The 13,537-nt window shown below is 36.8% G+C and carries 11 protein-coding genes; 10 read left to right on the forward strand and 1 reads right to left on the reverse strand.

Translation table 11 applies throughout. The features are described 5' to 3' along the window. The first annotated feature begins 25 nt into the window (after window positions 1-25). The 4 genes from OIM59_RS01630 to OIM59_RS01645 all read left to right on the forward strand — a co-directional run bounded on the left by OIM59_RS01630 (window position 26) and on the right by OIM59_RS01645 (window position 4,823). Complete coding sequence (locus tag OIM59_RS01630) at window positions 26-592, forward strand: Crp/Fnr family transcriptional regulator (RefSeq protein WP_299174318.1); 567 nt, start codon at window positions 26-28, stop codon at window positions 590-592. A 478-nt stretch (window positions 593-1,070) separates the two neighbouring features. Then, window positions 1,071-1,466 carry a hypothetical protein gene (locus tag OIM59_RS01635; protein ID WP_299174316.1) on the forward strand — a complete coding sequence of 132 codons (396 nt, stop codon included), beginning with the start codon at window positions 1,071-1,073 and terminating at the stop codon, window positions 1,464-1,466. A gap of 292 nt (window positions 1,467-1,758) precedes the next feature. Then, complete coding sequence (locus OIM59_RS01640; RefSeq protein WP_299174314.1) at window positions 1,759-2,487, forward strand: hypothetical protein; 729 nt, start codon at window positions 1,759-1,761, stop codon at window positions 2,485-2,487. Window positions 2,488-2,546: 59 nt separating this feature from the next. Then, a complete protein-coding gene (locus OIM59_RS01645) occupies window positions 2,547-4,823 on the forward strand; it encodes an outer membrane beta-barrel family protein (protein WP_299174311.1) in 2,277 nt (758 codons plus the stop codon). An 89-nt stretch (window positions 4,824-4,912) separates the two neighbouring features. Here OIM59_RS01645 and OIM59_RS01650 read toward each other — a convergent pair whose 3' ends face one another. Beyond that, the gene (locus tag OIM59_RS01650; RefSeq protein WP_299174309.1) at window positions 4,913-5,176 is read right to left on the reverse strand and encodes a hypothetical protein; all 264 of its coding nucleotides are present in this window, start codon (window positions 5,174-5,176) and stop codon (window positions 4,913-4,915) included. Between the two features lie 404 nt (window positions 5,177-5,580). Here OIM59_RS01650 and OIM59_RS01655 point away from each other — a divergent pair, with 404 nt between their 5' ends. The 6 genes from OIM59_RS01655 to OIM59_RS01680 all read left to right on the forward strand — a co-directional run bounded on the left by OIM59_RS01655 (window position 5,581) and on the right by OIM59_RS01680 (window position 13,460). Next, entirely contained in the window at window positions 5,581-6,147 is a 567-nt protein-coding gene (locus OIM59_RS01655; protein WP_299174306.1) for a Crp/Fnr family transcriptional regulator, read from the forward strand. A gap of 9 nt (window positions 6,148-6,156) precedes the next feature. Beyond that, complete coding sequence (locus OIM59_RS01660) at window positions 6,157-6,720, forward strand: Crp/Fnr family transcriptional regulator (RefSeq protein ID WP_299174303.1); 564 nt, start codon at window positions 6,157-6,159, stop codon at window positions 6,718-6,720. Window positions 6,721-7,089: 369 nt separating this feature from the next. Beyond that, window positions 7,090-9,366 carry an outer membrane beta-barrel protein gene (locus tag OIM59_RS01665; RefSeq protein ID WP_299174302.1) on the forward strand — a complete coding sequence of 759 codons (2,277 nt, stop codon included), beginning with the start codon at window positions 7,090-7,092 and terminating at the stop codon, window positions 9,364-9,366. Between the two features lie 136 nt (window positions 9,367-9,502). After that, complete coding sequence (locus OIM59_RS01670) at window positions 9,503-10,120, forward strand: hypothetical protein (protein ID WP_303894517.1); 618 nt, start codon at window positions 9,503-9,505, stop codon at window positions 10,118-10,120. A 160-nt stretch (window positions 10,121-10,280) separates the two neighbouring features. Further along, window positions 10,281-11,003, forward strand: coding sequence for a hypothetical protein (locus OIM59_RS01675; protein ID WP_299174297.1), 723 nt, complete (start codon window positions 10,281-10,283; stop codon window positions 11,001-11,003). A gap of 132 nt (window positions 11,004-11,135) precedes the next feature. Beyond that, window positions 11,136-13,460: an outer membrane beta-barrel family protein gene (locus tag OIM59_RS01680; RefSeq protein WP_299174294.1), complete on the forward strand. Its 2,325-nt coding sequence runs from the start codon at window positions 11,136-11,138 to the stop codon at window positions 13,458-13,460. Window positions 13,461-13,537: the final 77 nt, after the last annotated feature.

The following is a 13,537-nucleotide window of genomic DNA, read 5'->3' on the forward strand; positions in this document are numbered from 1 at the left end:
TGTTTCATGAATTATTCAATGCAAAATGGGCAATTTTAATTTTTACGAAGACAAGTTAGATTTGAACTTTTGGTATGAGCTCTGCACAAGAGAGGGCAAGTTGTGTCATTATAAAAAAGGAGAATATTTTGTGCGGTGCGGAGAAATTACACACTACATGGGACTCGTGAAACAAGGGTATTTAAAATATAATACAATAGACTCAGAAGGCAATGAACATATTTCTGGTTTTGCCTTTTCTAATACGCTTGTAGGCGATTATCTCAGTGCCACACACCAAATGCCTTGTCTAACTAATATTATTGCTGCCACAGATGCAGAGGTTTGGGTTTGCAGTTGTGAGGTTCTCAATCGGGTGTTTAATGAAGACACAAGATTACATCAGATGATTGCCGATTCTTTGTTTCATCAAGTCTATTCATTGTATTTGGATATGCATCGTTCGTCACCTAAGGAGCGTTATGTGGCATTGTTGAAACGATGTCCTGAGATTCTGCAAAATATTACGCTTAAAGAAGTGGCTTCTTACTTGAATATGACCCCCACCTATCTCAGCCGTATCCGCAAGGAAATTACTTTTGAGAACAAATGATTTTATCAGATGAACGAATTCTTTTACAAATGAATATGTATGTACTATTCCTCATTTTGGAATCACTCCTAAAATTGAGAGGATAGTTTAATTATTTTAATATTTAGTGAGAAAGGTTTTGAAATATTTCAAGGCCTTTTTTCTTCTGTGCTTTAACATCCTCAAAATTAATGTATAAGTAGTATGGTTATGTTCAGCAGCTATAGCCTTCTGTTTAATCATTGATAAAGTTGAAAAAAGAAAAGCAATGATTCCTATTAGTGTTTATTTGAAAAGTTTTCTTGCGGAGTAAATGGTTATATTTTGTAGGGAGATTGCTTTCTGAAGAGGTAGAATCTAATTTTGTCTGTAACTCTCAAACTAGTTTGAGAACTGTGCTGGCTTAGGTCAGTACATTTGCAAAAGATATAATCTATTTAGATAAAAGGCTTTTCTGTTTTGGAATGACTTATTTTACAAATAATAAATACTTAAAATTATGAGACGGTTAATTTTCTTATGTCTGGGATTTTTATGCTTCATTCCTGTCCAACTGGAAGCAAGAAAATATTTTTGTGAGATTAAAGGAACAAGCAAAGCTTTATCAGCTGGCCTGAAGATTGTTTTTGACTTTGGTGAGAGTCCTGTGTACTCTATATGGAACGGTCTGAAAAGCAAGCAGAAACTGGTGGATGAGAATGGTAAGGAAATAGATTTCAACAGTATGGTGGATGCTGCAAACTATATGTCGGAGAAAGGATGGAACTTTCAGCAGGCATATACTTCATTCTATGAGGGAAATGTAATACATCATTGGATTTTTTATAAAGAGGCGGATTCTCGGGAAGAAGTAGGAACAGGAATTATGACTAAAGAAACATATAAACAGAAGTGATAAAAAGTAATAATGAAACTATCTTATAAAACCGAAAGAAGTGAAAGTTAATAAAAGAGTACAATAGCATTATGAGCTTTGCCTATAACTGTGAGAACAATATGTTAAGATAGGTACAAAAAATAATGGCTATGAAATTACTGGAAACCAACAAAGATAATAAGGAAAATTTATTCGTTTATCCTTAAAAACAGGTTTTTGTATATTGATTTAATCTTTTTGCTGCGCTTCCTATATAATTTGCTGTAATGATAGAATAACCATGATTGTATGGTATTAATCTAATAAAAATATGAGAACAGAAACATATAAAGGTACATCAAAAACGAACAGGTATTATAGCGTTAATATCATTCATATTTTTTGTGAGTTTAAATTATATTTACGTAATAGACTTGTGGTATTTATAGCCTTCTATTTTTTCTCTAACCTTCTTTGTGCACAAACTGTATGGACCAAAGAAGATTCTGTTCAACTGTCTAAAATATTAGAGAGTGAAAGACCTATCATCATAAACAGCGACTTAAAAAGGGAATTGGAGAGAAGCTTTAATTGTGAACCTATAAAGGAAAATTGCAGTTCTTGGAACGATTTCATATTGGATATAAAATCATACGATTTAGTAATACCGAAATATCAACCCATAAATATGGAACATATCTTTAAGAAGCATACTACTAGTAAGTTTTCTAATTTAAAAAATGAATATTTCAAATATAATCAGTTTATAATCGGCAGTAATATAGATGTGGATAATTCCTTAAAATATTTACAACGAAATACGAAACTTACTTTTCCATTGAGCAGTAAATTACATTTCAATACGTTTGGTAGCTATTCATTGGATAAATCACATAGCCCAATACTTCCAGTAAATCCTAGTCTCTATGCCCTAGGAGTAGGAGTCTTATTTAGCCTTAGAAAAAATATAGTGCTCGGTCCTCAAATGGGCTATCAATATAATATAATACAAAAAAGATGGGAATGGCTATGGGGAATTAAATGTACAATATTATTCTAACTGGAAAGAAGTTGAAGGAATTAAAATAATATTAGCCTTACTATAACAATCATCTAATCATGGATTGTAAAAGATTTGTAATATGCACCTTGATATGTGTAGGACTTTCGTTTCCTGTTTTTAGTCAGACAATAGGGAAAATAGTAGATGCCAACCAGCAGCCGGTGGATGGTGCTACTATCGTCATGCAGTTGCCGGATTCAACCTATCTGGGTGCTGCCATATCCGCGGCCGATGGTACATTCATACTAGAACCGGAACTGGAAAGTTACCAGCTCATTGTTCAACATCTGCTCTATCAGACCAGGTTGGTTAAGGGACAGGCTCGTGATGTCGGTATCATTGTATTAGAGCCGAAAGACTATAATCTGGAGGAAGTGGTAATAAAGGGGGAAAAACCGTTGGTAAAAGTAGAAAACGGACGGCTCGGCTATAACCTTTCAGTGTTTTCGCAGAAACTGGCTGTAAATAATGCATACGAAGCTATAACCAAACTTCCGGGAGTGCAGGAGAGCAACGGCGCGCTTTCTCTTGCCGGAGCAAGTTCACTTACAATTGTAATGAACGGAAAGCCTACAACTATGACAGCAGAGCAATTGGAAACATTACTGCGCAATACGCCGGTGGAGCGTGTGGAAAAAGCGGAAGTCATGTACAGTGCCCCTCCTGAACTTCATGTACGCGGAGCTGTTATCAATGTGGTAATGAAACGCTCGAATGACTATTCATTTCAAGGAGAATTGAGTACTTATTATCAGAACAAATATTTCAACAGCGGCGGTGCAAACGGTAATTTCCGTCTATCCACCCCCAAAGTAACTTTGGATGTAATGTATGGAGCCGACAATATAAAAACGTTAGAATATACAAACCTATTATCCAGGCACACATTGAGTGATAAAGTTTATGAAATTATCCAGAATGAGAAACTGAGTTCCAAAAGCTGGATGCATAATGTAAGAACGGCTCTGGAATGCAACATCAATGAAAAGAATCACCTGAATGTTGCCTATACGGGAAGCTTTACTCCCGACGAACATAACCGCAGCATAGCTGACGGTAGTTTCCAGCAGTCCAATCTTGATAAGTTTACGGATAAGAAAATGCATAACATAGCCGTGCGGTACAGTTCCGGTTTCGGTCTGGAAGTGGGCGGTGATTATACCCGTTATACATCGGATAACAATCAGACAATGTTTACACGGCTTGCTGACAATAGTGAAAACACATATACCCTGACTGGCGGCCAGCGTATCGACCGTTACTCTGTTTTTGCAGACCAGAAACATAATCTGGCAAATAACTGGAGCATAGGCTACGGCCTTTCCTACCGCTATGCAAAAGATTTTGATTTTCAGACGTACGACAATGTGACAGGCAATATAAAACCAGAAAATACAGAAGCCTGGTTAAACGAGCAGACAACCAGTTTTTATTTCTCGTTGAGTAGGAATTGGGCGAGCGGAACTTCATTCTCGGTTTCTGCAACCGGAGAATATTATACTATCGGGAACTATCACAAGTGGGCAGTTTACCCACAGGCCTCACTGACATATATGAAAAGTCCGAACCATATCTTCCAGTTGTCTTTATCAACAGACAAGACATATCCAAGTTATTGGGATATGCAGTCGTCTGTCACATATCTGAACGGATATTCAGAGCTTCAAGGAACACCCGGTTTACGACCTATGACAAACTATAATCTAAACGGTACCTATATACTGAAACAGAAGTATATATTCGGTTTGTTCTATACGCACACATCCGACTATTTTGCCCAGTCTCCCTATCAGGATACCGACCGTCTGGCTCTAATATACAAGAATACCAACTGGAATTACATGCGTATGATAGGCGCCAACCTCATTTTGCCATTCAGCATAGGGAACTGGTATGATGCAAGGCTTACACTTGCAGGAATGCAGGCACGGCAGAAATGTAATCGGTTCTTTGACATACCTTTCGACCGTAAAAAATGGATGTTTGTAGGTACACTTGACAATACCTTCAAGATATGCAAGAACCTTTCGTTTGAATTGACAGGCAACATACAGACTCCATTCATACAAGGAACGCTGGATCTCGCAAGTTCATTCAACCTTACAGCCGGAATGAAATGGAACTTTGCCAAAGACAAATGTTCATTTACGGTACGTTGCAGTGATATTTTCAATTCCAGTATGCCGAATATGAAGGTTCGCTTCAAAGGCCAATATTTGGATATGAACAGCTCTTTCTACACGCGTACGGTTTCTCTGAACTTTACATACCGTTTTGGTGAATATAAAAAATCGGTGATGAAAGGAGTCGATACATCAAGATTTGGACATTAAAAATAAAAAACAATATGAAACTAAAATTCCGGAAATGTCGACGAGGAGCATATCCGGAATTAAGTTCTATATTTATTTTGTCTCTAGTTTTACTGAGTTTTTGTTTTCTTCTGTCTTTTTTCTTTGTTCTTCTTTTCTTCTATTTTTAATAGAAGATCGTAAATTTCTGCTATTTTTTCAAATTGTTTGATATTTATTGTCTCATTGTAATATTTTGTGTGTTTTTTGTTTAAATCTTCTATTTCAGAAATATGATTACTTGTTTTTACAGACATAGCAAAGACAAGCATTAATCCAAAAAGTGTTATTCCAAGTCCCATAAGTCCTAAAATACCATTAATTTTATCGTTCATAAACATATATTCAATATCATCCCAGAAAGATGCAATCAGGAAGAACATGATTCCAACTATAATATATGTATATCCTAATAGTAGGAATTTTTTTTCTCTTTTTGGATCAGATTGTATAGTGATTCTGTTTTGTGTGTCACTGCAGAATAAAGAATCTCAATCGAGGTGAAATAGGTGGACTGAATGACGAATTGCAAAATAAACGATTGATTATTAGCGATAAAGATATAGTGTTCGAGCCCCAAGCGGATCACCAAAGAAAGGCCTTCAGTTTTGAAGGCTTTTTCTTTTTTGTTTTCTTTTATTTTCTCTTGTTTTCTTTTGTTCTGTCCTTGTCTAAATCAATTATTTTTGTGCTGTTAATTCTCTATTAGGGGCTTGTTTCATGAATTATTCAATGCAAAATGGGCAATTTTAATTCTTTCATCGACAAATTAGACATGGAATTCTGGCATGAGATTTGTGCTAAGAACGGTAAACTGTGTCATTACAAAAAAGGAGATTTCTTTGTGCAAGAGGGAGATGTTATACGATATATGGGAATTGTGCAAGAGGGATATTTTAAATATGTCACTACAGATTCAAGCGGCAATGAACATATAACCGGATTAGCGCTCCCAGGAGCCTTTGTTGGCGACTATTTAAGTACCACACACAAAACACCTTGTATGACCAGTCTTGTTGCTGCAACAAATGTGGAGGCTCTGGTATGTGACTGTGAAGTACTTAATAAAGTTTTCGATGAGGATAGAGAACTTCATCAACAGCTTTCAGATTTACTATTCCATCATGTGTATAAACAATATTTGGATACACACCGTTTTTCACCCAAAGAACGCTATATCGCTTTATTGAAAAGATGTCCTGATATTCTCCAAAATATTACGATTGGAGAAGTTGCCTCTTATTTGAATGTTACACCAACCTATCTCAGCCGTATCCGCAAGGAAATTACTTTTGAGAACAAATGATTTTATTAGATGAACGAGTTCAATACATACCTCAACAACTTAGACTATTCTTTTATAACAGATTTATGTAAAAGGAAAGGGAAACTGCATACTTATCGTAAAGGAGATTTTTTCATTCGTCAGCATGAGAAAAAACGTTTTGCGGGATGGGTGGAAGATGGTACCTTTCAATATACCCATATTGACGAAGAGGGAGAAGAACACATTGTAGGGTATTCGTTTACAAATGAATATATATGTGACTATTCCTCATTCATGAAAGGCGGCTTGTCCTTGGTAGGCATTCAAGCCATAACAGACTGCTCCGTTTACGAAATATCCTCGCATGACATTATTGAATATTGGGAGACTAATATGGAAACCCAACGGTTCGGAAGATGCGTAGCCGAAAATCTATATGAAATGGTATATGAAAGGCTGCTCGATTCGTATTGCAGCCCTGAAATACGATACAAAAGATTGATGGAGCGTTGTCCCAACCTGAAAGAAGCAGTTCCTTTGAAAAGCATTGCTTCATTCTTGGGTGTTACTCCTGAAACTGTCAGTCACATACGCCGGAAACTGAGGGGATAATTCAATTATTTTAATGTTTAGTGAGAAAGGTCTTGAAATATTTCAAGGCCTTTTTTATTTATTATCCCATACTTTGCATTAAAATCAAAATTTCAATATGAATATAAACAGGAACCCTTTTATTATGGCCATACCTATAAAAGTGAAAAGATGTCGCTTCCAACATTATCATTGACAATGTTTATAAGAAAATGCATTGTCAATTTTATGCAACTGGAATATGGTTTTGTTTGTAACTCTCAAATTAGTTTGAGAGTTGTGTCACTTTTGGTATGTACATTTGCAAAAATCATATACTTTAAGCATTGTCTAATGTATATTTTCTGATGAAACTTTTTAGAGTAAATACACAGCATAAAAATGATTTATATGAGACTATTTAAATATCACTTCTTTTTGATACTTATGACGATATGTTGTTGCCATACAGTAAATGCACAAGTATGCATCATTGGGCGAATTGTGGATTCGGAACAGATTCCTATTGCAGGGATAAATTGTGTCCTTTTGAATTTGCCGGATTCGACTTTGATAACCGGAGCTACAAGTGATTTGAAAGGAAGGTTTAAATTAGAGGCAAAGGAGGATAAAGAATATATCCTGCAATTATCATCTGTTGGATATGAGAAGAGAAGCCAAATCTGCAAACCCGGTAATTTGGGAAATATAGTGCTTAACGAGGATGCCATGCTTCTTGACGAAGTGGTCGTTACTCCACAAATACTGAATACTTTCGGGAACAAAAATCAATTGATACTGAGCGAAACAGCCATGAAAGTAGGCAACAATGCTTTGGATGCTATCAGTAGTCTGCCACAATTTAAGACAGACATCAGCAGTGATGCTCTGGTGACTGTGGACAATAAAAGTATTCTTGTACTGATAGATGGGATGAGGCGTTCTTCGCGTGAACTGAAAATGCTCAAAGCTGATGAAATTAAGAATATTCAGTATTATAGCAATCCTCCGGCAAGGTACGCCCATGAAAACATAGGAGCCGTTATTGATGTGAAAACAAAGAAGAAAGCTGATAAACTATACAGCCTATATCTTGACACAAAGAACGGAATAACAACGGGATACGGTACAGATATGCTCTCGATGGCATATAGGGACTCTCTGAATATGTTCACTGCGGCGTATTTTATCGATTATAGGGCACTGAACGACAATAGGATGAACAACACCTATTCGTATGATGGAAAAATAAATGAATATCGAGGACTGCCAGGCAGTTATAACGGGCAATATCATATTGGTCAGCTTACCTATCAGCGTTATCAAGGCAAGAATCTTTTCAATGCCAAAGTTGAATACCGTAAATCACCCGGCAAACAAGAATACGAACAAGAGCTGATGGGGAAAAACGATAATCCTCCCATCAACAGTAGAAGCCTCCAAAGCGACTATTCATCCATTTCGGCCGACTTGTACTATATGTATATGTTTAGTCAGAACAGAAATTTATCTATAAATATATTAAATACCTATTATCATTCAAACTCAGATAATATTTTGACAAACAAAGAAGGCGGATACTCATTTGAAAACCATATAGACAACAAATCTTATTCCTTAATCGCTGAAGTTCTGTATGGCGATAAATTATGGAACGGAGATTTCAATCTGGGCGCTTATTACCAATATAAAAACCTAGACCAGAAATATAATTTTACTGAAAACTCAACAGTTGACACACAAAAAGAATATGTATATGCCGATTATAGCAATGCGGTAGGTAAATTTTCATATAATATAGGTCTTGGACTGGAAAACAATCATTATGAAACAGCGACAAACGAAAAGTTTAATTATTGGGTATTTCGCCCATCTTTGTCTCTTAATATGCAAAACAATAAACATTCTGCTATAAGGTTAACGGCTTCAATAAATTCATCGATACCTAATGTAGGAGATCTTACCAATAGCATCGTAACCATTGACGAACATTTTTATTCACAAGGAAATACAGCACTTAAACCATATTATTACTATTACACAAACCTTGGCTACCAATATGTTTCTGACAATGGGAAATTTTATATTGCCCCATCAGTAACCTATTCGTATTATCCGAATAAGAATATGCCAGCATTATTTACCGAAGGTGACGATGTTATTCTTAAGATAACGGAAATAAATAATGTTCATAATATAGGGGCATCTTTGTCGTTGAATTACAAGCCCATCAACTGGCTTGTACTCCGGCCATTCTATAACTATGAATATACAACATACAAGACATACAATCAAGCCGTAAAGCATGACTTCCATAATGCGGGTATTAGTATCCAGTTCCTGCCTAAAAACTGGCAGATTATGTGGAATGGTAATCTTCCTATGACATTGGTCGATGGTGACATATATACTCGTATGGGATTCAATATGAGTACTTCAGTGCTTTACAAATTCAAGTCAATGTCAGTGGGGATGGAATATATTTACAATCCCAATCCATCAAAAGTATATGCTGACATCAAAGGATTCAGCTACGCGGAAGAAACCAGATGGAACAACTTCAAGAATCTTATGTCCCTGAAGTTCACCTACTATTTCTCCAAAGGCAAATCCCGCAATCATGCAGGAAAACGTATCAGTAATTCAGATAAAGATTCTGGACTGATAAATATTAATACTGCAAAATAATTTAACGTGATATTTCATTTTATAAAACAATTGTTGTTCTGTAATACATCAGAAGCATAAAATTTTACGAGCTAGTGATAGTCGTTATCATTGCAGACAAATAAGAGTAAATATAAAATTCAAAAACAATAGTAATATGAAAACAAAACATTTATTTGGAATACTGCTGCTGTTCTTGTTTACATTACCTTTCTTAGTGGGGTGTGAAAAATATCTTATAGGTGGAGAGAAAATTTTAGGTACTGCCACTATTAACGGTCAGAATTATAAAGAGTCTATTATATGGGCTTGGAATTTTCAAGGATATCCTTCATATCTTGAATTTAATAAAAACTATAAGGTGTTTGATTTTATTGCGAGATTATCTCCTGAAAAAGGAGGTAATCCTTCCTACAGCATTATCATCTATGTTTTCGCAGATGATGCTCAATTTAAGACAAACCACCCTTATATAATCAACTCTTATAAGGATGAGAATATTGATACTCTATATTGGCTTGATATTATCCCATATTTTGCAAGAAATGCATCTGAAATTCTTAAAGAAAGTGCAGAAGGGATTGCTTATGCAGCATCAAGTGTTTCCGAGAAGCGTATACCGCTAAAGGGGGAACTTGTATTAGAAAACATAAATCCTCAAACAAATGTTTGCCATGGATATTATTCTTTTTCTTCGTCTGAAAATGCTCCTGAAAAACTTGTTATTAAAGGGGAATTTGAGACAAAGACTGCGATAAATGAACTTACTTATTAAAATATTTATGTGATGAAATCAAAAAATGTAATTATGCTTTTATCTATAGCATTTTTTGATGATGATCCTAAGTCCCATAAATTCTATAGAATGTATAATTTAAACGTTGCTTGATGAATGAAAATTCACTTGCGAAAGTTCAGTTAAACTAAGTTGAAGTATGAAAAAGCTATTATTAAGTTTTGCATTTGTGTTTGCATTGGTGGGTTGCAAGAAAGAATTTGATGAAGAAAAGATTATTATGCCGTTAACTTATGAACAAGAGGTTGCGGTTATAAATAATTACACCACAATTGATACGGTAAATAATTGTTATTCAGTTATAATAACTGATGAAATAATGCTAGAGCACAATTTAACGGAAAAGAATGTGATACGTGCTTTAAAAGGCATAGAGTCCATTAATAAAAATATAGAGGAGGACATTAAAGACGGTAAAGTGGTAACACTTACATTGAATAATATGCATGGCTTCAAATCATTCACTGCCAATATTAGCAAGTCGCAAATAAAGTTCTTGGACTTGTATGTTCCTGAATCGGAATTAAAAAGAACAGAACGTGTGTATGCAGGAAAGATGTCTTTTGCGTATGGAAATTGGTTTGAGTATAGCAAGAGTTTTGAGGCCACGGAGCAGGTGACCAGTGATTTTTGTGTTACATCTTGTGATGGATATTGGAGCACAGTCATAGTCTGTGAGACGGGTTCCTCTTCATACGGACCTGCTTTTACAATTTATGGAAATAGTAATACGGCGGGTTGTATAAAGCGATATTGGTGGTTTACTGATACTAAAAATACCTCATGTCATTGGACCTTTAGAGCCCAAAAGCCTGTGGGAGGTAATGCCAAAGGCTATTTCAACATTTCGGATACTTATTAATTGGGGGCATGAGACATTAAGAATATTGTTTGATATCAAATGTAAAATAAAAGAGGTGGATTCTTCACGCTTCGGAAGATAATGTATTTTGAACTACAGTTTTTGACTGAATTTATTGTATAAACTTGACTAATGAAAAAACTATTTTTAGCTATAATAGCCTGTTGGGTTTTGCTGCCGGCTTACAGCCAGTATGTTGTAAAAGGAAAAATCATGGACCCAGAAAATGCAGTGATGTCGATGGTAAATGTGGCCTTTTTGAATCAGATGGACAGTACCCTTGTCAGCGGAGCGGTATCCGATTCTTGCGGGATATACAGCACATCGCTTGCGGAGGGAAATTATATTATCCGTTATTCTTATCTGGGTTACAAAACACTGTATAAGAAAATGCAGGTCAATGCCGACCGTACGCTGCCGGTGGTTCGGATGGAAGCCTCACAGACCACGCTGAAAGAAGTGGAAGTCACCGCGTATCGGAAGCCATTCAAACTGGACCGTGATGGGCTGTTGGCCGATGTGGAGAATACCATTCTTGCCAAACAAACCAACCTGAACGACTTGCTTTGCAAGATTCCGGGGATACAGCAAAGAGGAAACTCCATTGAAGTGATAGGGAAAGGAAGTCCTGTCTATTACATTAACGGCAGGGAAGTGATGGACCAGACCGAACTGGATAATCTGTCTGTCGATGAGATTCGTTCCGTTAAACTGATTATGAATCCGAGCATACGATACAATTCGGAGCAGCGTGCCGTCATCGAAATAAAGACCAAACGGTTGGGGGATGGATTTGCTTTCAATGTAAAGGGCAATCTGCAGCAGGGAAACCATTTCAAACAGAACTATCTCATAAATGGCAGTTACAATTACAAGGACTGGGACTTCTTTTTCTCTTACAATTACAACCGGGGAAAAAACAATTCAGCACTTGACGCTTACCAGCAGACACAAAGTGACACTGTCTGGAACCTGACCCAACTGAGCGCAAAACAGATTTTTAATGAAAGCCATACCTATATGGGAGGGGTTTCCTATCATTTCTCACCCGAATCGGAAATCGGACTGAAGTACGTGGGCAAGCACAGTCAAAACAGTACCTTTTCCAATGACACCCTTTCCATGATACCGGACCGGGGAATCTCCACGTTCATGAAGAACCATAGGGACGTATCCGGAAAATCAATCAGTCACCACCTCAATCTGTATTACGTGAACGACTGGGAAAATGGTTGGAAAATAAATACCTACGGTGACTATATCCGTAAAACGGACCAAGGCAACGGCTATATCCGTGAATGGGAAAGTGGACGTTCGGAAACTTCATTGAATTATTATAATAAAGCTGTGTGGGACTTGTTCGCTGCCAAGCTCCGCCTCTCGTATGATACCGAGAAAGCGGGAACCATCAGTTTCGGTTATGATTTCAGTCATACAAGCGGAACGAACTACATCGAAAATGTACGTGCCCTGAATAATGGAAGGACAAAAAATATGGAGTTGAAGAATTCGCTTTTTCTGGCATACGATTTTTCCTGGAAAAATCTTTCGATGGGGGCTGGGTTCCGTTATGAATACCTTCGCAGTGACTTAAAGGAAACTTATACCGGAAAGCGGCAGAATCAGAACTATCATAATTTTCTGCCTTCTGTTTCGCTCAGTTATAATACGGAGAATCTACAGCAGTCGTTCAGTTACTCCATTCATACAGAACGACCTCCTTTTGACGAGATGAACGACAATGCCGTCTATACCGACCGTTTCACCTATTGGAAAGGAAACCTATATCTGAAACAGGCAATAACTCATGACTTGAACTATATGTTGTTTTACAAGTTCCTACTTATAAACTTGAATTATAACAATATACATCATCCCTTAATATTGGCATTTCACAGTATGCCGGGAAACTCGGCAGTGACAATAAACAGCATGGATAATTTTAATAAAATGCATAATCTGACAGGTATGGTAAATATACAATATCCAGTGAAGTGGTGGATACCTTCGCTTACACTGACCTGCATGAAGACCTTCTTCAGTTATCCGGGGCCGAACGAGAGTATTCTAAAAGCCGGGCGTCCGTTGGTGATGGTGAACTTCAACAACAGTTTCACACTCCCTTCCGGATTCCTGTTGTCTGCTGATTTTAGTTATGGCTCCAAAGGATATTATCAGTTATATGAATCGAAGGGTTTCACCTCCTTCAACCTGAGTTTGAAGAAATCGTTCCTGAAAGACAAGCTTCAACTTTCACTGGATGCTTACGACATTTTCAATAAGAACAATACGCGTGCTTCAGCCCGTCTGCATGATATTATCATGAATACTGTTGGAAAGGAGGAAACCCGAAAAGTCGGTTTCACGGTTACTTATCGCTTCCGCACGGAAAAGAAGATGAAGAATCAGAGTGCAGCTGAGACGGAAATGTCGCGGTTGAATATGGACAATCAGTGATGTGAAGTGAGAATCATATCAATGAAGGATTGCGGATGGGATGTGTGTCGAAAAGATTGAAATTCCGAGAGGGCTAT

The sequence above is a fragment of the Bacteroides mediterraneensis genome (genome assembly GCF_025993685.1).
In the GTDB taxonomy this organism is placed as follows: domain Bacteria; phylum Bacteroidota; class Bacteroidia; order Bacteroidales; family Bacteroidaceae; genus Phocaeicola; species Phocaeicola mediterraneensis_A.